General features: G+C 59.4%; 24 protein-coding genes. 11 read left to right on the plus strand and 13 right to left on the minus strand.

Annotation, left to right across the window (positions count from 1 at the left end):
• Nucleotides 1–4: 4 nt before the first annotated feature.
• From ACGHUK_RS05765 to rpmB, 5 genes are all read right to left on the minus strand, one after another.
• Nucleotides 5–2,569 carry a heavy metal translocating P-type ATPase gene (locus ACGHUK_RS05765; RefSeq protein WP_097777913.1) on the minus strand — a complete coding sequence of 855 codons (2,565 nt, stop codon included), beginning with the start codon at nucleotides 2,567–2,569 and terminating at the stop codon, nucleotides 5–7.
• Between the two features lie 42 nt (nucleotides 2,570–2,611).
• Nucleotides 2,612–3,007 (minus strand): metal-sensing transcriptional repressor, encoded by a 396-nt coding sequence (locus ACGHUK_RS05770; RefSeq protein ID WP_317850999.1) that lies wholly within the window; start codon nucleotides 3,005–3,007, stop codon nucleotides 2,612–2,614.
• Between the two features lie 143 nt (nucleotides 3,008–3,150).
• Nucleotides 3,151–3,906, minus strand: a complete 756-nt coding sequence (locus ACGHUK_RS05775) for an esterase family protein (RefSeq protein ID WP_390575448.1) — start codon at nucleotides 3,904–3,906, stop codon at nucleotides 3,151–3,153.
• 100 nt (nucleotides 3,907–4,006) lie between these two features.
• Nucleotides 4,007–4,183 (minus strand): DUF4250 domain-containing protein, encoded by a 177-nt coding sequence (locus ACGHUK_RS05780; RefSeq protein ID WP_097774886.1) that lies wholly within the window; start codon nucleotides 4,181–4,183, stop codon nucleotides 4,007–4,009.
• Nucleotides 4,184–4,252: 69 nt separating this feature from the next.
• Nucleotides 4,253–4,441, minus strand: coding sequence for a 50S ribosomal protein L28 (gene rpmB / locus ACGHUK_RS05785; RefSeq protein WP_082210844.1), 189 nt, complete (start codon nucleotides 4,439–4,441; stop codon nucleotides 4,253–4,255).
• A 318-nt stretch (nucleotides 4,442–4,759) separates the two neighbouring features.
• On the opposite strand from rpmB, the gene ACGHUK_RS05790 reads away from it, so the two are divergent.
• The 6 genes from ACGHUK_RS05790 to ACGHUK_RS05815 all read left to right on the plus strand — a co-directional run bounded on the left by ACGHUK_RS05790 (nucleotide 4,760) and on the right by ACGHUK_RS05815 (nucleotide 9,074).
• The gene (locus ACGHUK_RS05790; protein WP_349936079.1) at nucleotides 4,760–5,434 is read left to right on the plus strand and encodes a site-2 protease family protein; all 675 of its coding nucleotides are present in this window, start codon (nucleotides 4,760–4,762) and stop codon (nucleotides 5,432–5,434) included.
• A 2-nt stretch (nucleotides 5,435–5,436) separates the two neighbouring features.
• On the plus strand, nucleotides 5,437–6,159 hold the full coding sequence (locus ACGHUK_RS05795) for a ScpA family protein (RefSeq protein WP_097778376.1): 723 nt from the start codon (nucleotides 5,437–5,439) through the stop codon (nucleotides 6,157–6,159).
• A complete protein-coding gene (scpB, locus tag ACGHUK_RS05800) occupies nucleotides 6,156–6,707 on the plus strand; it encodes an SMC-Scp complex subunit ScpB (protein ID WP_390508492.1) in 552 nt (183 codons plus the stop codon). The genes ACGHUK_RS05795 and scpB overlap by 4 nt, the downstream gene beginning before the upstream one ends.
• Nucleotides 6,708–6,710: 3 nt before the next feature.
• Nucleotides 6,711–7,460 (plus strand): hypothetical protein, encoded by a 750-nt coding sequence (locus ACGHUK_RS05805; RefSeq protein ID WP_097801861.1) that lies wholly within the window; start codon nucleotides 6,711–6,713, stop codon nucleotides 7,458–7,460.
• Nucleotides 7,461–7,539: 79 nt separating this feature from the next.
• Entirely contained in the window at nucleotides 7,540–7,947 is a 408-nt protein-coding gene (ytfJ, locus tag ACGHUK_RS05810; protein WP_005941263.1) for a GerW family sporulation protein, read from the plus strand.
• Nucleotides 7,948–8,243: 296 nt separating this feature from the next.
• Entirely contained in the window at nucleotides 8,244–9,074 is an 831-nt protein-coding gene (locus tag ACGHUK_RS05815; protein WP_005941260.1) for a pseudouridine synthase, read from the plus strand.
• Between the two features lie 306 nt (nucleotides 9,075–9,380).
• On the opposite strand, the gene ACGHUK_RS05820 is transcribed toward ACGHUK_RS05815, so the two are convergent.
• Complete coding sequence (locus ACGHUK_RS05820) at nucleotides 9,381–9,785, minus strand: hypothetical protein (protein WP_390575451.1); 405 nt, start codon at nucleotides 9,783–9,785, stop codon at nucleotides 9,381–9,383.
• Nucleotides 9,786–9,853: 68 nt separating this feature from the next.
• On the opposite strand from ACGHUK_RS05820, the gene ACGHUK_RS05825 reads away from it, so the two are divergent.
• From ACGHUK_RS05825 to ACGHUK_RS05835, 3 genes are all read left to right on the plus strand, one after another.
• Nucleotides 9,854–11,224 (plus strand): sodium-dependent transporter, encoded by a 1,371-nt coding sequence (locus ACGHUK_RS05825; protein ID WP_390575454.1) that lies wholly within the window; start codon nucleotides 9,854–9,856, stop codon nucleotides 11,222–11,224.
• Between the two features lie 216 nt (nucleotides 11,225–11,440).
• Complete coding sequence (locus tag ACGHUK_RS05830) at nucleotides 11,441–12,163, plus strand: LytR/AlgR family response regulator transcription factor (protein ID WP_390575456.1); 723 nt, start codon at nucleotides 11,441–11,443, stop codon at nucleotides 12,161–12,163.
• A complete protein-coding gene (locus ACGHUK_RS05835) occupies nucleotides 12,156–13,463 on the plus strand; it encodes a sensor histidine kinase (RefSeq protein ID WP_390575459.1) in 1,308 nt (435 codons plus the stop codon). The genes ACGHUK_RS05830 and ACGHUK_RS05835 overlap by 8 nt, the downstream gene beginning before the upstream one ends.
• A 416-nt stretch (nucleotides 13,464–13,879) precedes the next feature.
• Here ACGHUK_RS05835 and ACGHUK_RS05840 read toward each other — a convergent pair whose 3' ends face one another.
• From ACGHUK_RS05840 to ACGHUK_RS05850, 3 genes are read right to left on the minus strand one after another with little or no spacing between them, the layout of a single operon-like run.
• Nucleotides 13,880–14,317 carry an aspartate carbamoyltransferase regulatory subunit gene (locus tag ACGHUK_RS05840; protein WP_097774892.1) on the minus strand — a complete coding sequence of 146 codons (438 nt, stop codon included), beginning with the start codon at nucleotides 14,315–14,317 and terminating at the stop codon, nucleotides 13,880–13,882.
• 1 nt (nucleotide 14,318) lies between these two features.
• The gene (gene pyrB / locus ACGHUK_RS05845) at nucleotides 14,319–15,260 is read right to left on the minus strand and encodes an aspartate carbamoyltransferase (RefSeq protein WP_154255423.1); all 942 of its coding nucleotides are present in this window, start codon (nucleotides 15,258–15,260) and stop codon (nucleotides 14,319–14,321) included.
• A 28-nt stretch (nucleotides 15,261–15,288) separates the two neighbouring features.
• Nucleotides 15,289–16,044, minus strand: a complete 756-nt coding sequence (locus tag ACGHUK_RS05850; protein ID WP_097777907.1) for a GntR family transcriptional regulator — start codon at nucleotides 16,042–16,044, stop codon at nucleotides 15,289–15,291.
• Between the two features lie 197 nt (nucleotides 16,045–16,241).
• On the opposite strand from ACGHUK_RS05850, the gene ACGHUK_RS05855 reads away from it, so the two are divergent.
• Complete coding sequence (locus ACGHUK_RS05855) at nucleotides 16,242–16,790, plus strand: GNAT family N-acetyltransferase (RefSeq protein WP_097774894.1); 549 nt, start codon at nucleotides 16,242–16,244, stop codon at nucleotides 16,788–16,790.
• 207 nt (nucleotides 16,791–16,997) lie between these two features.
• Nucleotides 16,998–17,135, plus strand: a complete 138-nt coding sequence (locus ACGHUK_RS05860) for a hypothetical protein (protein ID WP_154255424.1) — start codon at nucleotides 16,998–17,000, stop codon at nucleotides 17,133–17,135.
• Between the two features lie 134 nt (nucleotides 17,136–17,269).
• On the opposite strand, the gene ACGHUK_RS05865 is transcribed toward ACGHUK_RS05860, so the two are convergent.
• The 4 genes from ACGHUK_RS05865 to ACGHUK_RS05880 form a co-directional block, all read right to left on the minus strand.
• On the minus strand, nucleotides 17,270–18,637 hold the full coding sequence (locus tag ACGHUK_RS05865; RefSeq protein ID WP_291014716.1) for an MATE family efflux transporter: 1,368 nt from the start codon (nucleotides 18,635–18,637) through the stop codon (nucleotides 17,270–17,272).
• Between the two features lie 234 nt (nucleotides 18,638–18,871).
• Nucleotides 18,872–19,213: a type II toxin-antitoxin system RelE/ParE family toxin gene (locus tag ACGHUK_RS05870; RefSeq protein WP_097774896.1), complete on the minus strand. Its 342-nt coding sequence runs from the start codon at nucleotides 19,211–19,213 to the stop codon at nucleotides 18,872–18,874.
• Nucleotides 19,203–19,463: a type II toxin-antitoxin system prevent-host-death family antitoxin gene (locus ACGHUK_RS05875; protein ID WP_291014711.1), complete on the minus strand. Its 261-nt coding sequence runs from the start codon at nucleotides 19,461–19,463 to the stop codon at nucleotides 19,203–19,205. The genes ACGHUK_RS05870 and ACGHUK_RS05875 overlap by 11 nt, the downstream gene beginning before the upstream one ends.
• Before the next feature lie 132 nt (nucleotides 19,464–19,595).
• Nucleotides 19,596–21,608 carry a TIM-barrel domain-containing protein gene (locus ACGHUK_RS05880; RefSeq protein ID WP_390575464.1) on the minus strand — a complete coding sequence of 671 codons (2,013 nt, stop codon included), beginning with the start codon at nucleotides 21,606–21,608 and terminating at the stop codon, nucleotides 19,596–19,598.
• Nucleotides 21,609–21,702: the final 94 nt, after the last annotated feature.

Here is a 21,702-nt window from a genome sequence, read left to right on the forward strand (position 1 = left end):
CGGTTTACTGGATGCCGGTCACAGGGTAGTCCTGATCCTCAACGGCCTTCTTCAGCACGTCGTCGGCGACCTCGGCGTTCAGGGTGACGATGGCGGTGCCGGCCTCGTGGCTCACCACGGCCTCGTCCACCTCGGGCAGGGCTTCCAGAGCCTTCTTCACGCGGGCTTCGCAGTGGCCGCACATCATGCCTTCCACCTTCAGGGTCTTTTTCATAGCAGTGTCCTCCTTGGTACTCTCTTTATTTGCAACCGCTGCGGGCTGTGCGGAGACAGCGGGCAGGGAAGCAGCATTTTTTGCCGCACGATCGTGCTTTGTGCTGTGCACGTCGAACAGGTTCAGGCGCAGGGCGTTGCTTACCACGCAGAAGCTGGAAAGGCTCATGGCAGCAGCACCGAACATGGGGTTCAGCGTCAGGCCGAAGGGGATGAACACGCCTGCGGCCAGCGGGATGCCGATGATGTTGTAGATGAACGCCCAGAACAGGTTTTCGTGGATGTTGCGCAGGGCAGCACGGCTCAGGCGGATGGCGGCGGGCACGTCCGACAGCTTGGAGTTCATCAGCACCACGTCCGCCGCGTCGATGGCAACGTCGGTGCCTGCGCCGATGGCGATGCCGGTGTCGGCACGGGTCAGGGCCGGGGCATCGTTGATGCCGTCGCCCACCATGGCCACCTTGCCGGATGCCTGCAGCTGGCGGATGACCGCTTCCTTGCCGTCGGGCAGCACACCTGCGATCACCTCGTCCACACCGGCCTGCCTGCCAATGGCGTCGGCAGTGCGCTGGTTGTCACCGGTGAGCATGACCACGCGGATGCCCATGGCCTGCAGCTCCCGGATGGCGCGGGGGCTGTCCTCCTTGATGGTATCGGCCACCGCGATGATGCCCAGCAGACGGCCTGCTCCGCCGAAGAACAGGGGCGTTTTGCCCTGTGCGGAAAGGGCTGCGGCCTTCTCCTGCAGCTGTGCGGGCACGGTGACTTTGGTGCCGATAAAGGACGCATTGCCGCCAAAGATCTCCACGCCGTCCAGCTTTGCGGCCAGACCGTTGCCCGGCAGGGCGGCAAAGCCGGATACCTCGGGGGCGGTGAGCTTCTGCGCGTCGGTGCAGGCCAGCACGGCCTTTGCCAGCGGGTGCTCGCTCTTGCGCTCCAGTGCGGCGGCAAGGGTGAGCAGCTCCGCCTCGGAAACGCCCTCGGCGGGCAGAATGTCGGTCACTTTTGGTTCACCGCTGGTGATGGTGCCGGTCTTGTCCAGCGCCACGATCTGGGTGCGGCCTGCAGCTTCCAGCGAAGCGGCGGTCTTGAACAGGATGCCGTTCTTTGCACCCAGCCCGTTGCCCACCATGATGGCCACCGGCGTTGCCAGACCCAGCGCACAGGGGCAGCTGATGACCAGCACGGAGATGCCGCGGGCCAGCGCATAGCCCAGCTCCCGGCCCAGCAGCAGCCACACGATGGTGGTGACCACCGCGATGGTAATGACCGCAGGCACGAAGAAACCGGACACCGTATCGGCAATCTTTGCAATGGGAGCCTTGGTGGCGGCGGCATCGCTGACCATCCGGATGATCTGGGCAAGGGTGGTGTCCTCGCCCACGCGGGTGGCCCGGCACTGCAGGAAACCGGACTGGTTGGTGGTGGCAGCGCTCACCTTGTCGCCCGCAGCCTTGTCCACGGGGATGCTCTCGCCGGTCAGGGCGCTCTCGTTCACGGCGCTGGTGCCTTCCAGCACGATGCCGTCCACGGGGATGTTCTCGCCCGGGCGCACCACAAAGATGTCCCCCTTCTGCACCTGCTCGATGGGCACGGTCACTTCGGCACCGTCCCGCAGCAGGGTGGCGGTCTTGGGGGCAAGCTTCATCAGGCTCTTGAGCGCGTCGGTGGTCTTGCCCTTGGAGCGGGCCTCCAGCATCTTGCCCACCGTGATGAGGGTCAAGATCATGGCAGCGGACTCAAAGTAGAACTCCATCATATAATGCATGACCAGCTCGCTGTTGCCGTCCACCTGCGCGCGGGTCATGGCGAACAGGGCGTAGGTGCTCCACACAAAGCTTGCCATGGAACCCATGGCCACCAGCGTGTCCATGTTGGGCGAGCCGTGGAGGAGGCCCTTGAAGCCGTTGATGAAGAACTTCTGGTTGATGACCATGACGATGCCCGCCAGCAGCAGCTGCACAAGGCCCATGGCGATGTGGTTGCCGTCGAACCAGCGGGGCAGGGGCCAGCCCCACATCATGTGGCCCATGGAGAAGTACATCAGCACCAGCAGAAAGCCCAGCGACGCAATGAGCCGCCGCTTGAGCTTGGGGGTCTCGTGGTCGGCCAGCGCGTCAAGGTCGGCGCTGGTGGAGCTGGCAGCCGCCGCGCCCGCACGCTTGGGGCTGGCACCGTAACCGGCATCCTGCACGGCCTTGATGATCTCGGCAGAGCTGGCGGTGCCCTCCACGCCCATGGAGTTGGTCAGCAGGCTCACCGAACAGCTGGCAACGCCGGGCACCTTGCTCACGGCCTTCTCCACCCGGGCGGAGCAGGCTGCGCAGCTCATGCCGGTAACGTTGTATTGTTCCATAAAATATCACTCCTACGTTGAGTATGCACAGGAAAGGGCTTCTTATTTCATGAGCTTGGGCAGCAGATTCACCAGCTCGTCCAGCTTTGCCTCGCTGCCCGCGCGCAGGTCGTCCGCCACGCAGGTGGAGATGTGCTGGGCCAGCAGCTCCTTGGAAAAGCTGTTCAGCGCCGAGTTCGCCGCCGCCACCTGCACAAGGATGTCCACGCAGTAGGCATCCTTTTCCAGCATGCCGCGGATGCCGCGCACCTGCCCCTCGATGCGGCTGAGCCGGTTCAGCAGGGCCTTGTGTTCCTCAGGGGTGCGGTCCTTGTGGCGGCAGCAGGAGGGGGTGACGCTTTCGGTGGGCACAGCGGATGCGTCAGCGGCCGGAGCCGTGGCAGCTTCGGGCTGGGCGGGCGTGCCGCAACAGCAGCAGGGCTTTTTCTCGTTGTCCATAAAATATCTCCTTTACCCATAGGGGGTATACGTCTTACAGCATGAGTATAGCACAGCAAACCCGATAAATCAAGTAGGGAATTGAAAAATACAAACAAAAAGAGGGAAGGCACTGCAAATGCCTTCCCTCTATCAAATCACTTTTACTTCTCCAGAATCCGCGGCACAAACAGGCCCAGCATCTTGCCCCACCAGTACCACTCGTGGGAGACATCGCCGCCCCAGACCTCGAGGTGGGCGGGCAGGCCCTGTGCGGCCAGCACATCGGCCAGCGCCTGTGTGTCGGCTTTGGCATCGTCCTCGTAGGCACCCTGACCGGCGCAGAGCATCAGGCTGTTCTCCTCGGCCTTGGCCAGAGCCAGCTTGTCGGCGATGCCGTTCTCGGCCAGATACTGCAGGGGAGAGCAGCGCAGCACCAGATCGTCGGCTTCACTGCCCCAGAAGCGGGCCAGATCGTAGATGCCGGAAAGGCCGATGGCACCGGCAAAGAGCTTGGGACGGCGCAGGCGGCAGTTGACGGCGTGCACAGCGCCAAGGTCGATGCCCACACACCACAGCTTGGCATCCTTTGCGGCACCGTTCAGGGCCAGCACCCGGGGAGCCAGCTCGGCGGTAAGATAGACGAAGTACTTTTCCTCCATCTCGGCGCGGCGGCGCACCGGGATGTCGCCGTTCAGTACGGCCTCGCCGTCAATGCTGTCGGCGCAGAACAGCTGCACCTTGCCCTCGTTCAGCAGCGGGGCAATGGCATCGGGCATGCCGTTGTTCTCCCAATCATAAAAGCGGCCGCCGCGGGCAGGCAGGGCCAGCACCGGCACACCGGTGCTGCCGTATACCTTGAACTCCATCTCGCGGTTCAGCACGCTGCTCCACTCTTTGTAATAGGTACCCTGGATCATAAATCAAGCACTCCTTGTTTCTATATTCACCGGCCCGGGCGCAGTCGCTGCACGTTGGTGCCGGTCGTTAGCGATCAAAAGAAAGCTTTCTCTGGAAATATCACACGAACTGGTTGCGCTGGGCATCGTACTCGTAGCCCACAGCTTTGAGCTTTGCGCACAGATCTGCCTTGTCGGCATCCATGTCTTCGCACAGAGCATCGAGGTTTTTGTAAAAATCACGCAGCTTCAGGTTCACCACGCTCAGCAGCATGATGGGATCGTTGGGCAGAGCCATGTGTTTTGCCTCCTTACAGCAACAAAAAAAGCCGGCCACTCGACAAAGTGACCGGCCACATACACCAAATTAGACAGCGCGGGTAACTTTGCCAGCGCGCAGGCAACGGGAGCATGCGTAGACGTACTTGGGAGAACCCTCAACGACCGCCTTGACACGACGGACATTCGGCTTCCAGGTACGGTTGGAACGACGATGAGAGTGAGAAACCTTGATACCAAAGGCAACACCCTTGCCGCAGCATTCACATTTAGCCATGGTACTTGCACCTCCTGCAGTGAAGTAAGGAATCAAAATAATCAGCTTGACTATTGTAGCAGATTACCGGGCAAAATGCAAGCCTTTTTTCAAAAAATATTGCGTTTTTTTGGAAACTCCCTCCGTCATTGCTTACGCAATGCCACCTCCCTCGGGGAGGGAGGCTTTGGCAGTACGGCAAAGTTTTTCTCCCTGCCAAGGGCTCCCTCACTGAGGGAGCTGTCGAGCGCATGCGAGACTGAAGGAGTTTACCCCCTTGTCTAAAACCTCAAAAAATAGTATTATATATGGTATACTGAAAAAAGGCAGGAATATCGAATGACCTCTCAGGGCATCTATTATCTCATCCGCGCGCTGGTGGCGCTGGTGGCCATCCCCTTCCACGAGTGCGGCCACGCGCTGGCAGCATGGCTGCTGGGCGACGACACCGCAAAGCGGCAGGGGCGGCTTTCGCTGAACCCCTTTGCCCACTTTGACCTGCTGGGCACGCTGTGCATGGTGTTTGCGGGCGTGGGCTGGGCAAAGCCCGTCTCCACCGACCCCCGCAATTTCAAAAACCCCAAGTGGGGCATGGCCCTCACCGCGCTGGCTGGCCCTGCGGCAAACATCCTCCTTGCCTATGTGGGCATGGTGGTGTGGAAGCTCATGTACTACTGGGCACCGGTGAACGATGCCACCATCTACATTGCCATGTTCCTGCAGTACCTTGTGCTGATGAACGTGAGCCTTGCCGTGTTCAACTTGATCCCGGTGCCGCCGCTGGACGGCAGCCGCATCCTGCTGGTGGTGCTGCCCCGGCGCATCTACTTTGGCCTGATGAAGTACGAGCGCTATATCATGATCGCCCTGCTGGCGGCAGTGTGGTTCGGCGCACTGGATACCCCCCTGTACTACCTGAACAACATCGTGTGGGAGCTGCTGGGCAAGGGCACCGGCTACATTGATAAGATCGCGTATTCCATCTACTATGCCGGCCTTGGGACGGTGGTGTGAGCGTGGCAGAAGAACTGACCTTCCATCTGGAAGATTTTGACGGCCCGCTGGAATTATTGCTGGCGCTTGTGGCCAAACATAAGATGGACCTGCACAACATCCCCATTCTGGAGCTGATCGACCAGTACACCGCCACGGTGGCGCGGGCCGACCCGGACCCGGAAGCCGCCAGCGCCTTCATCGAGATGGCCGCGCGGCTGGTGGAGATGAAAAGCTACCTGCTTTTGCCCCGCAGCGAAGAGGGCGAGCGCATGAAGCAGGAGTTCACCGGCCAGCTGATCGAGTACGACCAGTGCCGCCGCATGGCTGCGCTTTTGCGCCAAAAGGCCGAAGCTGCGCCGGTTTTTGTGCGTCCGCCCATGGAAATGGAGTTCGATAACACCTACGACCTGCACCATGCGCCGCAGGTACTGGCGGATTACTGGGCCGTTCTTTCCGGCCGCACCAAGCTGCGCCGGGAGCCTACCCAGCAGCAGTTCGAGCCGCTGGTCACAGCGCCCATGGTGTCGGTGACGAGCCGGGTGGTGTACATTCTGCGGCACCTGATCAGCGGTACAGCGGCAAAAATGAGCCAGCTGTTCAGCCGCCAGCAGACCCGCAGCACCAACGTGGCCACCTTTCTGGCCTTGCTGGAGCTGGTGCGCGGCGGCCGCGTAAAGCTGGACGACGAGGGCCGGCTGACCATGCAGCGGGGCCGCATCCAACGTGATAAGGAGAAGGAATGAACCAGAAACAGATCCGTGCAGCCGTGGAAGCCATGCTGTTTGCCAGCGGCGACCCCATTGGTGCCGACAAGCTGGCCCAGGCGGTGCAGCTGCCGCAGCTCAGCGTGGAAGCCGCGCTGGAAGCCCTGCGGGAGCGCTACGCCCGGGAGGACAGCGGCCTGTGCCTGCTGCACCTGAACACCCGCTGGCAGCTTGCCACCAAGACCGAGTGGGCCGACTGCATCCGCCGTCTGCTGGACAGCCGCCGCGCAGTGCCCCTTGGCCCCGCCGCCATGGAGACCCTGACCGTGATCGCCTACAACCAGCCGGTGTCCCGCGCCTTCATCGAGCAGGTGCGCGGCGTGGATTCCTCGTCCAGCGTGTCGGGCCTGCTGGAAAAGGGCCTCATTGAGGAAGCCGGCCGCCTTGACCTGCCGGGCAGGCCGGTGAGCTTCCGCACCACCGACACCTTTTTGCGGGTGTTCGGCCTTTCTTCTCTGGCCGACCTGCCGCCGGTGCATGGGCAGGAAATGGAAACAAACGCATCACCGACAGAAAGTGAGGGGTAACGCATGGGAGCATTCCTCGCCGCGCTGGGCGCAGTGCTGCTGTTCATCCTCCGGGTGATCGGCATTCTGCTGCTGGTGGTGCTGATCTTACTGGTGCTGTTGCTGCTGTGCCCCTTCTGCGCAGACCTGTGCTGGGAGCACGGCGTGCTCACCGTAAAGGCCGGTGCGCTGGGCATCACCTTCCCGGTGTTCCAGTACCCGAAGCCGGAGCCGCCGCCCGCACCGGAAAACCCGGAGCCGCCCAGGGGCTTTGGCAAGGTCAAGGCAAAGTTTGCCGCATGGCGGGCCGAGCGCAAGCGGAAAAAGGCAGAGGAGAAGGCCCGCAAAAAGGCCGCCGCCGCTGCCGCCAAGGCAAACAAGCCCGCCCAGCCGCGCAAAAAGGCAAAGATCACGCTGGAGATCCTCTGCACCATGCTCAAAGGTGCGGGCACTTTGACCAAAGCTGTGTTCGGTGCGCTGCGCATCACAAAAATACAGGTGCGCCTTGGTGTGCGCGGGGAGGACCCCGCCGCCGCTGCCCGCAGCTACGGCAAGCTGCAGGCGTGGCTGTACCCGGTGCTGGGCGTGCTGGACCGCTTTCTCTGGCTGCAGTTCGATGAGCTGCGCATCCTGCCGGACTTTGGCAGCGGGCAGCCCACCGTGGAGGACCGGGTGTCCTGCCGGGTGAGCGCACAGGCACTGTTCATCGTCCTTGCGGCGGTGCGGGTGCTGTACGAGTTCTGGCGCAAAAAAGTATTGGACATCTTCCTATAATGTGGTACACTATACGTGTATCCGGATCTGCAGACAACGGGCCTTTGCCCGAATCAAACCGATAAAGGAGAGCTGTTTTATGGCTGAGCATCCCATTCAGGGCCTGATGAACGTTACCATGGAGAAGATCCACCAGATGGTGGACTCCAACACCATCATTGGCAAGCCCATCATCACCGAGGACGGCACCACCATCCTGCCGGTTTCCAAGGTGAGCTTTGGCTTTGCCTCCGGCGGCACCGACTTTGACGGCAAGAACGCCGCCAACAAGGACCTGTTCGGCGGCGGCTCCGGTGCGGGTGTGAACATCCAGCCGGTGGCCTTCCTCGTGGTAAAGGACGGCTGCGTGCGCACCATCCAGCTGTCGGACAACGCCGACACCATCAACCGTGCCCTGACCATGCTGCCGGAGCTGGTGGACAAGGTTGCCGCCCTCATCAAGAAGGACGAAAAGAAGGAAGAGCCTGCTGCTCCTGCTGAGCAGTAAGGGAGGGGGCTTGGCACCGGACACTCCGTCCCGCCTGCGCTCGCCAGACCACCAGCGTGGTGTAGCCCTCGCACTTCCCGGCAGGCTTTTCTGTCGATTTTAGTCGCAGCCTGCACTTCAGACATGGCTTCGCGCATCTTGCCGGAGTATCCGGTGCCGATCCCTGCTGGCCTGCTAACTACTATCGCCGTAACTGTGAGCTTCCAACTCACAGTTTTGATACAGGCGCACCCGCACCCCAAAACAGGGGAGAGGTGCGCGTTTTGAGCGCCGGGAGGCGCACAAGGAGTTTTATTATGGCAGAAGAACGTATTCAAAAGATCATGGCTGAACAGGGTCTGTGCTCCCGCCGTGCGGCAGAACAGATCATTGCCGAGGGCCGCGTGAAGGTCAACGGCCACCCCGTCAAGGTGGGCGACAAGATGGACCCCAACCGCGACGTGCTGCACGTGGACGACGAGCGCATCTATATCCGCAAGGATCAGCAGATGTACTATCTGGCCCTGTACAAGCCCCGCGGCTATGTGACCACCGCCAGCGACGAGCTGGGCCGCAAGACCGTGATGGAGCTGGTGAGCGATATCCCCGCCCGCCTGTACCCGGTGGGCCGTCTGGATAAGGACAGCGAGGGCCTGCTGCTCATGACCAACGACGGCGCGTTTGCGCAGGCCGTCACCCATCCGTCGGGCGGCATCTCCAAGCTGTACCGCGTCACCGTGCAGCCCCGCGCCGATGAAAGCCAGATCCTGAAGCTGAGCAGCGGCGTTGTGCTGGACGACGGCACCAAGACCATGCCCTGCGCCATCAATGTTGTTACCGACGAGCCGGGCCGCACCGTGATGGAAATGACCCTGAAAGAGGGCAAGAACCGCGAGATCCGCCGCATGTGCGAGACCGTGGGCCTTGAGGTGGTGCGCCTGAAGCGCAATGCCGAGGGCGTGGTGAAGCTGGGAATGCTCAAGCCCGGCACCTACCGTGAGCTGACCAAGGCAGAGATCAACGGTCTGCGTGCCGCTGCCGCCAAGGGCCGCGCCCAGACCCGCAGCGCCGCAGTGCAGTCCAAGGCTGCCGAGCGCCGCCCCCGCGGCCCGGTGGGCAAGGGTACTGCCCCCAAAAAGCGCAAGTAAGCCTATATACCTATATAAACGAAAAGAAAGCACCTGTACAGCGGGTGCTTTCTTTATTGTAAAATGTTATTTTTTATGATATCATAAAGATGCCGCCCGAAAAGGCGGTGATTAGGTGCTGTCTGCAAGCGCAGGTGGTCATGCTTTCCTCCGGCAAGCGTCCGGGGGACGTAAAAGCTTATTGTTTGTTCCCCCGTTCGCAAATGCGGAAGGGGGGATGCATCATGGTGTTGAACGATGTTCTGCAGCTGTTCGTCATTGTTGGCGGTACAGTTGGGATTACATTTCAGATCGCATGGGCAATCTTCAAAGAGATCCATAACAATAAGAAATGACCGCCCCAGTCTCCAAACGGTGAGCGGTCATTCTTCTTATTGACCAATTAGCCGGAGGAAGCTGACCATTGCGGACAGCACCTTCTCTATTTGTAGTATAGTTTCTTTTTGCTGGTTTGTCAAGAGATGGTTCTCGGCTGTTATGCAAGGCATTTTTATATAAGTGAATAACTGTCAGCTCTTCACCTTTCAGGTGAGAAAAATTGAAGCCCGCCGCAAATACACCGAAAACGGACGCACCTGCAACGAAAATTGCAGTACGGCCCTGCGGCAGGACGGGCTGTGCACGCGGGGAAGACAAAGAATACTTTTGACAACAAAAGTTCATCTCACTGAAGCGCCCCTGTTCTTCGACCAAATTTGTGCTATAATACAAAAGCAACGCTTCGCCCGGCCCCGCAAAGGGCAGGGCAGAGCAGAACGGAAAACAAGGAGTTTGGAATCATGGAAAGAGAAAAACTGAAGTCCCGGCTGGGCTTCATTCTGCTTTCGGCGGGCTGTGCCATCGGCATTGGCAACGTGTGGAAGTTCCCTTATATTGCCGGTCAGGGCGGCGGCGGCGCGTTCGTGCTGTTCTACCTGATCTTCCTCATCATTCTGGGCCTGCCCATCATGACCATGGAGTTTGCAGTGGGCCGCGCTTCCCGCAAAAGCCCGGTGCGGGCCTATCAGGCACTGGAAAAGCCGGGCCAGAAGTGGCACATCCACGGCTACCTCACCCTCATTGGCTGCTATCTGCTCATGATGTTCTACACCACCGTGGCAGGCTGGATGCTGCACTATTTCTACATGACCGCCACCGGTAAGCTGGCAGGCCTGAACGCCGATCAGGTGGCTGGCAAGTTTACCGAAATGCTGGCAGACCCCGGCGTGATGACCTTCTGGATGGTGTTCGTGGTGGCACTGGGCATCTTTGTATGCGCCAAGGGCCTGCAGAACGGCCTTGAGCGCGTGACCAAGGCCATGATGATCGCCCTGCTGGTGATCATGGTGGTGCTGGCCGTCAACAGCCTGTTCATGCCCGGCGCAAAGGAAGGCCTGAGCTTCTTCCTCGTGCCCGACTTCGGGCGCATGAAAGAGGTGGGCGTGGTCAACACGCTGGTGTCCGCCATGAATCAGGCCTTCTTCACCCTGAGCCTTGGCATTGGCGCAATGTCCATCTTTGGCAGCTACATCGGCAAGGAGCACTCCCTGCTGGGCGAGTCCGCCCGCATCGTGGTGCTGGATACCTTCGTGGCCATCACCGCCGGTCTCATCATCTTTCCGGCCTGCTTCACCTACGGTGTGGACCAGACCAGCGGCCCCAGCCTGATCTTCATTACCCTGCCCAACATCTTTGCCAACATGGCCATGGGCCGGTTGTGGGGCTCCCTGTTCTTCCTGTTCATGGCCTTTGCGGCGCTTTCCACCGTGCTGGCCGTGTTCGAGAACATCATCTGCTGCGGCATGGAGCTGACCGGCTGCAGCCGCAAGAAATCCAGTCTGGTGAACTTCGTGCTCATCACTCTGCTTTCGCTGCCCTGCGTGCTGGGCTACAACGTGTGGGCATGGGACGGCTTTGCCGTGTTCGGCGGCGCTGTGCTGGATTTGGAGGACTTCCTCGTGAGCAACCTGTTCCTGCCGCTGGGCAGCTTGGTGTACCTGCTGTTCTGCGTTACCAAGTACGGCTGGGGCTGGGACAACTATAAAAAGGAAGTCAACACCGGCAAGGGCCTCAAGATGCACGACTGGATGCGCGGCTACCTGACCTGCGTGCTGCCGGTGATCGTGCTGTTCATCTTTGCTTTTGGCATCTACGATAAATTTTTTGCGTAAATAAATAACTTCTACCTCTCTGTAATCTTCGGTGACAACTCACCCAAAGGGAGAAGACCGGACGGAAAGATGCACTTTGCATGGACTGCCAAGGGCTCCCACTTTGGGGGAGCTGGCAAACCCGAAAGGGTTTGACTGAGAGGGCAAGCAGGTTAACGACAGGCTCCTCCTATTCCATCAATAAGAGGGGCCTTTTGCGGCAGAAAGGAACCTTCCATGCATATCCTGATCTGTGACGACGATGCGGCGTTCGGCGCGCGCATGGCAGAATATGTCACCGTCTACTTTACCGCCCGCAGCGTGCAGGTGCACACCGCCGTCTGCACCAGCGCAGCCGAGGTGCTTGCAACGCCGGGGCTGGAGCTGTATCAGCTGGCGTTTCTGGATGTGGACATGCCCGGTGCAAACGGCATGGTGCTGGGCCGTCAGCTCAAGCAGAAGTGCCCCGGCCTGATGCTGGTGTATGTTTCGGCCTATCTGGAATTTGCGCTGGAAGGCTACACGGTGAACGCCTACCGCTACCTGCTCAAGCGGGACATTGCGCGCACCCTGCCCAAGTGTCTGGACGACCTGCTTGCCGCCCTGACCGACCAGCGCAAGACCCTGACGGTGCACCACAACCGCACCGAAACGGAAATTCCGCTGGATCAGATCTATTATCTGGAAAGCGACCTGCGCCAGATCAACGTCTACGGCGACATTGCCCGCCGGCCCATCTGCACCTACTACGGCAAGATCGCCGACCTGCCGCCCATGCTCTACGAGAACGGCTTTTTGCAGGTGAGCCGCAACGATGTGGTGAACATGAAATATGTGCGCAGCATCCGCAGCTACCGCGCCCTGCTGAAAAACGGGGTGGAGCTGAGCGTGAGCCGCGCAGGCTATGCGGCCATCCAGAACGCATATCTGGAATGGAAGGGGCAGTATGTGGATGAGTGATGCATTTGCGGAAATGATGCTGGGGCATCTGGTGTGTCTGGTCCAGGGGAACGCCTTTATTCTGGTGGAGTGGGCCTATCTGGGCAGGGGAAAACTGCGCTGGCCGGTTCTGTGGGCAGAGCTGCTGTGTATGGGGCAGCTGGGCCTGTCACTCGCAACAGGAATGTCATTTTTCAATGTGCAGAGCGTCCTGCTCAATGTGCTGTACCTTTTTGTTACGGCGCAGCTGTTTGGCGGAACCTTTGCCGATAAGCTCACCGCCTGCCTGATCAACGGCACCATGTGCCTGCTGGTGGAGAACACGGTCAACTATACCTACTCCTGGTTCACAGGAGTGCGCACCGGCGAAGCATGGCAGCGCCCCGGCTGCCTGATCGCGCTGTGCGCCGCGAACCTTATCGTGGGTGCAGCAGTTGCGCATTCCCTGTACAGCTGGAACCAGAAGTGTGCTCTGCAGCCGCTGCAGGCGCTGGTGATGTCCTTTTTCCCCGGGGTGGCTGTGGTGCTGAACATCGTGCTGATGGTCACAGGGACCCAGCAGCCCGCTACCCGGATGACCATGCTACTCACCTTTGGCATGAGCGTGGCGGTGCTGGTGCATATCGCCATCGTGCAGATGTTCAACGATCAGGTGGTGCAGCGGCAGAACTCCCGCTACCGTGCTCAGCTGGAACAGCAGCGTGCCGAAGCCCTGCTGGATTCCTACACGGAACAGCGCCGCCTGACCCACGAGTTCACCAACCACATGACAGCCCTTACCGCTCTGCTGGATCAGGGGGATCTGAAAGGCGCACAGGCCTACATTGCCAGCGTGAGCAAAACGGTGGCGGCGGGCACCACCATCATGGATACCCACAACCCGCTGCTGGATTCCATTCTGAGCAAAAAATACGAAGAAGCGGCAAAAGTTGGCGTGAATATTTACTTTGACCTGTGCGATCTCAAGCGGATGCCCTTCGACAGCATGGATATGGTCATCGTGCTCTCCAACCTTCTGGACAACGCCACCCGCGCCGCAGCGCAGGCCCTGCCGCCGGAGGTGTATGTGCGCATCCGCAAAACGCCGGAAGAATACCTGATCTCGGTGCGCAACCGCGTGCAGGAAGACCTGCTGCTGGAGGAGGGCAAGCTGCCCGGCACCACCAAAAAGGAGAGCGGCCACGGCATGGGCCTTGCCAACGTGCAGGACGTGCTGCGCAAGTACGGTGCCGAGTACACCGTGAGCTGCCGCGACCGGTGGTTCCGGTTTACCTGCGCCATCCCGTGCGCAGTTCATGACATGTGTACCGACAATTTATGACATGTTCTGTGCAACAGGCACGCAACAATGCTATACTAAGGCCAGTAAAGGTGACCTCCTGCCGGGGCAGGGCGGATTTGCGGCCAAAGGAAGACCTGGTGAAGCTTTGCCCCCTGTGCAGTGATCCGGGCAGCGGTGCGTGTTAAGCTGCTCTGTTTTCCCTTTGCTCTTCGCTGTGCAGTCCTCATGCGCTGCGCAGCTCATCTGGCGGGGCTTTCAACGGCGAACTTTGGGGTTTGCTGCTGATAAAGTCACTCGGTACGTCGCATTTCTGTCCGGCAGGTGCTGCTTGTGGGAATGGAGCATCTGCCGCACAGGGCATTTGCGTCGGTGAGAGTTCCGTCAGATTTTTTATTGCAAAAAAAGAGCTGCTGTACGGCAAAATTGCCTGATACAGCAGCTCTTTTTCTGTGTCGTTATTCCGGCTTTACCTGCAGCTCCTGCTCGCAGTAGATGCAGCGGTATTTGCCGTTGGAGCTCAGCTCAAAGATCTGGTCGCACTCTTCCTCAATGGAGGAGATGCAGCGGGGGTTGCGGCATTTTACAATGTTCACAAGGCGCTTGGGGGGCATCGGCTTTTCCTTGCGCACGGCCTTGCCGTTTTCAATGATGGTCACGCTGATGCCCGGGTCAAGGTAGGCCAGCACATCCAGGTTCAGCCAGGAAGCATCGCCCTCCACCTTGATGATGTCCTTGCGGCCGCTGGCGGTCTTGTTGCTGCGTGCATTCTGGATCAGCGCCACGCTGGCGGTGCGGTTGCCCGCAATGCCCAGCAGGTCCATCAGGCCAATGGCAGTGCCTGCCTTGATGTGGTCGATCACGATTCCGTTCTGAATTTCATCGATGTTCAGCATATCAGTTCTCCTCCTTAGGTGCCTTGGGGTCGCGCAGGCCCAGCAGGGTCATGATCAGTGCCATGCGGACGTACACACCGTTCTGCACCTGCTCAAAGTAGGCGGCACGCGGGTCGTCGTCCACGTCCAGTGCGATCTCGTTGACGCGGGGCAGGGGATGCAGCACAGCCATATCCGGCTTTGCAAGGCCCATCTTTTCCTTGGTGAGGATGTAGCTGTTCTTCAGGCGGATGTAGTCCTCCTCGTTGAAGAAGCGCTCCTTCTGCACGCGGGTCATGTACAGGATGTCCAGCTCCGACATGGATTCCTCCAGACTGCGGGTCTCCTGGTAGGGGATGCCGTTGGCCTCCAGCACGTCCTTTACGATGTAGTCCGGCACGCGCAGCTCTTCCGGGCTGATGAGCACGAACCGGATGTTCTTGCAGCGGGCCATGGTCTTGATGAGGGAGTGCACGGTGCGGCCGAATTTCAGGTCGCCGCACAGGCCGATGGTCAGGTCATCCAGCCGTCCCATGCGGCGGCGGATGGTCATGAGGTCCGTCAGGGTCTGGGTGGGGTGCTGGTGGCCGCCGTCGCCCGCGTTGATCACCGGGATGCGGGAGTAGCGGGAAGCGCGCAGCGGTGCGCCCTCTTTGGGGTGGCGCATGGCCACGATGTCCGCATAGCAGGACACCACGCGGATGGTGTCGGCAACGCTTTCGCCCTTGCTTGCGCTGGACACGTTCTCACTGGGAAAGCCCAGCACATGGCCGCCAAGGTTCAGCATGGCTGCCTCAAAGGAGAGGCGGGTGCGGGTGGAAGGCTCGTAGAACAGGGTAGCCAGCTTTTTATGCCGGGCCACCTCCTGATACGCGGCCGGGTCGTCATGGATGCGGTCGGCCAGATCAAGCAGCGTGGAGATTTCCTGTTGGGTAAAATCCAACGGGTCGATCAGATGTCGCATGGGTGCATACCTCCGTCAGTTTTTTGGTTTAGAGCAGCTTGCGTAAAATGGAAAAATCAAAGAAGTTTGTGTAGTAGCTCAGCGAACGCATCACCGGGCGGCACAAACGATTGAAACACACTTCGTCCAGCAGCAGCATGGCCTCGCCCGGAGCAAGGCGCATGGCGGAGCGGATGGCATCATCGCCGCAGCTTGCCTTCAGGTGGGCGACGTTGGAGGAGATCTGCTGGTGGCACTCCCGTTCCAGAATATCGAACACGCCGCCGGTCAGGTCGATGCGGGTGTAGTCTCTGGCGCCGAACAGTGCTCTGGGCAGGTAGTCGATGGAGTAGATCACCGGGGTGGTGTCGGCCAGAATGCGCTTTTTGATGCAGATCACGTCGTCGCCCGGCTCAATTTCCAGATCGCGGGCCAGCTCTTCACCGGCACGGATGGGAAATACCTGAATGCCGTCGGCATGGGGGTAGCTGCCAAAGCTGCGGATCAGCGGGTAGTATTCCAGCTTCTGGTCCAGCCGGCTGCGCAGGCTCAGCACAGCGCGGTTCACCACCGTGCCAATGCCGCGCACGCGTTCCACATAGCCTGCGCGCTCCATCTCGCTCAATGCATCGCGGATGACGGTGCGGCTCACGCCCAGCTCAGCGGCAAGATCTACCTCGGCGGGCAGACGGTCGGCCCGGGCATAGCGCCCGGTGCGCAGCTCTTCCAGCAGACTGGCAACGATGCGGTCGCTGATCACAGCACCGCCCAATCGGTTGGAAGAGGTAAGTGCAGATTCCTTCATGGTTCGGTTCCTCCGTTCACGGGCAGGGGATGCTCCCCGCCGGGACTTGAAGCCTGCGCCGCACGGCACCTTTGTGACCACGCCATACGCCGCAGACCCCTTTATACTTTATTATAACATAAATTGACATTTATAAAAGCGGCATTTATACTGGAAACAGCGAAAAAGTATGATTTTATTTTGGAGGGAAACGCAAGATGGAAGTTTTTCTGCACAAGATCTGCGGCCAGCCGGTGCAGCCGCCGGTGTCCATGCAGCTGCGCCGCTGCACGCCGGAGCAGGCCCCGGCGGTGTACGCCTTGCAAAACGAGGTGCGCGCCGCCATGCCGGACCCGGAGCAGTTCGTGCCGGACACGCTGGAAAACATCACGGCCTATGTCCGCAATGATCTGTGCATCGGCGCATGGCAGGGCAGCCGCCTTGGCGGGTATCTCATCGTGCGCTTCTGCGGGCGCAGCGCACACAACTATGCGGCCTTCATGGATGTGCCGCGCACCGAGTGGGAGCACTGGGCCAATGCGGACAGCGCCATCGTCCACGCAGACTTTCGCGGCAACGGCCTGCAGCGGCTCATGCTGGAAGCAGCGCTGCCGCTTTTCCCGAAAAAAATCACCCACATCGGTGCTACCGTCAGCCCGCAGAACCAGTACAGCCTGCACAACGCCCTTGCATCCGGTTTTGCCATCGTCTCCCGGCGGGAAATGTACGGCGGCCACGACCGTTACCTGCTGGCAAAGGAGCTGTAAAAAGTTGTAATTCGTCAAAAAGTATGTTAAACTAAAAACGCCACCCCGAAGGGTGGCGTTAAGGTGCTATCTGCAAGCGCAGGTGGTCATGCTTCCTGCCCGTTATCGCTGCTCTTTCTACATAGAACGAAGCAGAGGTTCCGGGAGTGGAACTTTTTTGCAAAATGAAACTTCCCGGAGCCTTGAAGGCGAAGGGAGGGATATCCGGTGACTCTGTTGGAAACCCTCGCACTGCTCACCTTCATTCTCACACTGTTGGGTCTGATCGTGGACGTGATCCGTCTGGCCGTTGAGGTCATGACAATGTTTTCCAAGCACAAAGCCGATGATAGCAAAAAAGACTGACCGCCCAGCTACCAACTCGTGCGGTCAATCTTTTCTTGACTAAACGGGCAAGAAGCTGACCATTGCGGACAGCGCCTTTTCTGTTTGTAGTATAGTGCTTTTTTCAGGGATTGTCAAGGGCGCAGGGCTTCTCTTTACGCCGCCTGTAGTGTCTGACCTCTCTGGCGCATCTTGTGCCGCACCACCAGCAGGCAGGCCAGATGCACGGCAGCCGTCAGCACCCAGCTGATGGGGTAGCTGATGTACAGCATGAACGGTGTGCGGTTCAGCTGGAAGATGGTGGCGATCCACACCAGCCGCAGCAGGCAGCTGCCCACAAGGCTCACCACCATGGGCAGCACGCTGTAGCCAAGGCCGCGCAGGCTGCTGGCCAGCGTATCCATGATGCCGCACAGCAGGTAGGTGCCGCAGATCACCCGCAGGCGCTCGTATCCGGCAGCGATCACCGCCGCATCCGAGGAGTAGAAGTGCAGCAGCTGGGTGCCTGCCAGCACCGCACCGCCGCCCAGCACCACGCCGGTCACGATGGCGCACAGCAGGCAGTTGAGGACAACACGGTTCAGGTTCTGGTACTTGCGTGCGCCCATGTTCTGGCTGGTAAAGGTCACCGCTGCCTGCGAAAAGGCGTTCATGGCGGTATAGACGAAGCCCTCCAGATTGGCGGAGGCCGAACTGCCTGCCACCACCGTGGAGCCGAAGGAGTTGATGGCCGACTGGATGACCACGTTGGACAGGCTGAACACGGTGCTCTGCAGACCGGCAGGCAGGCCGATAAGCAAAATCTGCTTCAGGGCACCCATGTGGAAGCCCAGATGATGCAGATCCAGATGCAGCGCGCCCTCCTCCTTCATCAGCATCCGCGTCACCATGCAGGCGGAAACGGTCTGACTGATGATGGTAGCCAGCGCCACGCCTGCCACGCTCATGGAAAAGCCAATGACGAACACAAGGTTCAGCACCACATTGATGAGACCGGCTGCTGCCAGACAGTACAGCGGGCGCTTGGTGTCGCCCACGGCGCGCAGCAGCGCACTGCTGAAGTTGTACAGCATGGTCATGGGCATCCCGATGAAATAAATTTTAAGGTACAGCGCAGAAAGGTCGATCACATCCTCCGGGCAGCTCATCAGCTCCAGCAGCCCCCGGGCTGCAAAGAACCCCACCACAGCCAGCAGTACGCCGCTGACAAGGCCCAGCGTCACCGAGGTCTGCACCGTGTCCTGAACGCCGTGGTCATCCTTTGCACCAAAGCAGCGGGCCGCCACCACGTTTGCGCCCAGCGAAAGCCCTACGAACAGGTTCACCAGCAGGTTGATGAGAGAGCCGTTGGAGCCGACGGCGGCCAGTGCGGTGCTGCCCGCAAAGCGGCCCACGACCACTACGTCCGCAGCGTTGAACAGCAGCTGCAGAATGCTGGAAGCTGCCAGCGGGATGGAGAACAGGATGATCTTTTGCAGCATCGGGCCGCTGGTAAGGTCAGCGGTGCGGCTTGTCTGAGCCATGAGAAGAGTGCCTCCTTTTTATCGTTTACGCGGAGAAGCCATTTTCCGAAGCATTGCACACTGCTTAGGAGGACAGCATCTGAAATGTAAATTTTTCGTAAATAAAGGGAACCGAAAGCATATTATAACGCGCGGCGCAGAAAAATACAAGTGGCACCGCCGAAAAAATGCAAATTCCCGGCGGTGCCGCTTATAAAACGATCAAAAACATTTCTTGAAGCACAGTAGAAGAGTTTATTCTTCCTGCAAAGCGTCCCGGAACAAAACCCGCAGATAATCCCGCCCGCCGTAGAGGACGCGGTCAATATAAATATCGTTCCGAAAAGCATGATAAAAAATCAGATACTTTCCGCTGACGAGAAAGCGCTCATCCAAATAAAGTTCATGATCCAGCGGAGCTACGGAAGAAAGCAATGCACCGCTTTCCGGGAACAGCTTTAATTGTTCAGCAGCATCCATGATGCGGTTCAGAATGCGCTCTGCAGAAGGCAGATTTTGCAAGTCGAACGAGATATAATCCCAGATGTCGTCCAGGTCCTGACGGGAACGAGTTGTATAAATGAGGTTATTTTCCATTGGCTTTTGCACGGAAATGCGCCCTCATTTCTTCCGGAGTGTAAAGCTTTTCCGTCTCACCAGAGCACCGTCCTTTTGCAATTTCATTCATAAGCCGGATGGTAGCCTGCGTTTTCTCATAATCTTCCATGTCCAGAATGGCATACTTTCCACGGCCGTTTTTGGTAAGAAAAACCGGCGATCCTGCTTCCACATCGCGAAGGACTTCGTTGTAATTCCGCAGGTCAGAAATAGGTTTGATGTTCGGCATAAGATCAACTCCCTTCATCTGTAGTATAACAAATTCTGCTGTGAAATTCAACGTAAAATTTGCAGCTGATAAAAGTGAGATCCTACAAAAAACCGCCGTCCTGTCGGGCAGCGGTCTTCTGATAAAATAAGCTTACGCTTCCACCGTCTTCCAGTGCTCCGGTGCGGCAAAATCGCTCGTCTCGCCGTCATCGGTGTACATCCGGCAGCGGGCGCTGCCATTTTCGTCCGGGCAGGCCCACAGGGTCAGGCTGGTCTCGTCCAGCTGGGCGGTGCAGCTGGCGGGTCTTGCCACCGGCACCGCATGGCCCGGGCGGATGAACAGCAGCACTTCGTCCAATGCGCAGCGGACGTAGTGGTGCCCGGCGGGCAGAAGCTCGGTGTCGTAGTCGTCTACACTGCGGATGCGGTAGAGCTTCATTGCTTCCGGCAGGTAGACATGCCGTCCGCTGGCGTTCTGGGTGTAGACAGGCGCTACCATCACACCCTCGCCCAGCAGCAGCTGGTCCTGCACCTCGCGGGCATCCGGGTCAGCAGGAAAATCAAAGCCCAAGGGCCGGAAGTAACTGGTATTTTCCAATGCCGCCTTCATGAAGGTACTATAAAGGTAGGGCAGCAGGGCATACCGCAGCCGGAGCATCTTCCGCAGGGCAGGCAGCATATCCGCAAAGCGGTAGTATTCCTGCATCCGGGAGCCGTCGGTGGCGTGGTTGCGCATCAGCGGCGTGAACAGGCCGAACTCCAGCCAGCGCAGAGCCAGATCAGGCGTAGTATCGTAGGAAAAACCGCACAGGTCGGCACCGGCATAAAGAAAGCCGCACAGCTGCACGTTGGGCATCATCTGGATATTGGCCAGAAGCTGTGCCCATGTGGAAGCGTTGTCACCCAGCCAGATGCCGCCGTAGCGGTGGCTGCCGATGAAGCTGGAACGGCTGTAGAGCAGCGTGCGTCTGCCGGGCCGCAGGCGGGCAAAGGCTTCGCCTGCCGCACGGGTCATATTGCCGCCGTAGAGGTTGTGCACCCTGTCATGGCGCACCCGCTGGCCGTCCACATCGTGGTAGAAGCTGGCGTAGTCCTCCGGGGCGTTCATCAGGCCCAGCGCGCCGCCCACCACCTTGCCAAAGAACTCATCCTGCACGATGTTGTCCTTCCGGCTCAGTTCGTCCATGCTCTCAAAGAAAGCCTTGAGCCGCTCGGGTGAGTAAAACAGCGCAGGCTCGTTCATATCGTTCCAGAAGCCCTCGATGCCGCAGTCGGTCAGTGCCTTGTACTGCCGGCCGAACCACTCCCGCACCTCCGGGCGCAGGAAGTCCGCAAAATAAGCCTTGCCGGGCCACACCGCCGCCACAAAGGGGGTGCCGTCGGCTTTGGTGCAGAAGTAACCGTTTGCAAGGCCCTCGGCACAGACGGGGTTCTTCGGGTCGATGCGCACACCCGCATCGATGATGGGCACCAGCCGGATGCCCTGTGCCTTCAGTTCGGCGCTCAGGGCGGCAAGGTCCGGGAAGCGCTGCTTGTTTACGGTAAAATCCGCGTAGTCCTGCATGTAATCGATGTCCATGCAGATCATATCCAGCGGCAGATCGTTCTCTTTGTACTGGCGGGCCACCTCCCGCACGTCCTCAGCGGTCTTGTAGCCAAAGCGGCTCTGTGCCAGACCAAAGGCCCACTTGGGCGGGATATAGCTGCGGCCGATGAGCTGCCGGAACTGGCGGCTGATATCGTTCAGGTCGTCGCCGGTAATGATGTAAAGCTCATGATCCGGCTCTTCGGTGGCAAAGCGCAGGGCATCGTATTCGGTGTAGCCGATATCGTAACGCACTTTGCCCGGGAAATCGATGAACACGCCAAAGCATTCACGGCCTGCGCCGCCATCAATGAGCAGAAAATTGTGCGCACCATAGTAGGAAAGCTTATCCTCGCTGTGGCGGGCTTCATCGGTGTTGTTGGTCACGTAGTGCCAGCCGCGCTTGTTGATGCCGCGGGGCATTTCGCCCAGACCGTACACGATGGCATCCGGAGCCATCCGGTAGGCCCAGCCGTCTTCTTCGGCTGTGAGGAAGGGCACTGGCCCGGCGGAAACTGGGATCTCCTGCACCACACTGTCGGTGGGCAGGGGCAGGCCAAAACGGAAACGTTGGATCATAGGGGACCTCCTTGTAGCATCCTTGCCCTCTCCGTCACGCCTTTTGGCGTGCCACCTCTCTCAAAGTGAGAGGTTTTGCCAAAGGCCTCATCTC

Source organism: Faecalibacterium sp. i25-0019-C1 (assembly GCF_042854225.1).
Taxonomy (GTDB): Bacteria; Bacillota; Clostridia; order Oscillospirales; family Ruminococcaceae; genus Faecalibacterium; species Faecalibacterium taiwanense.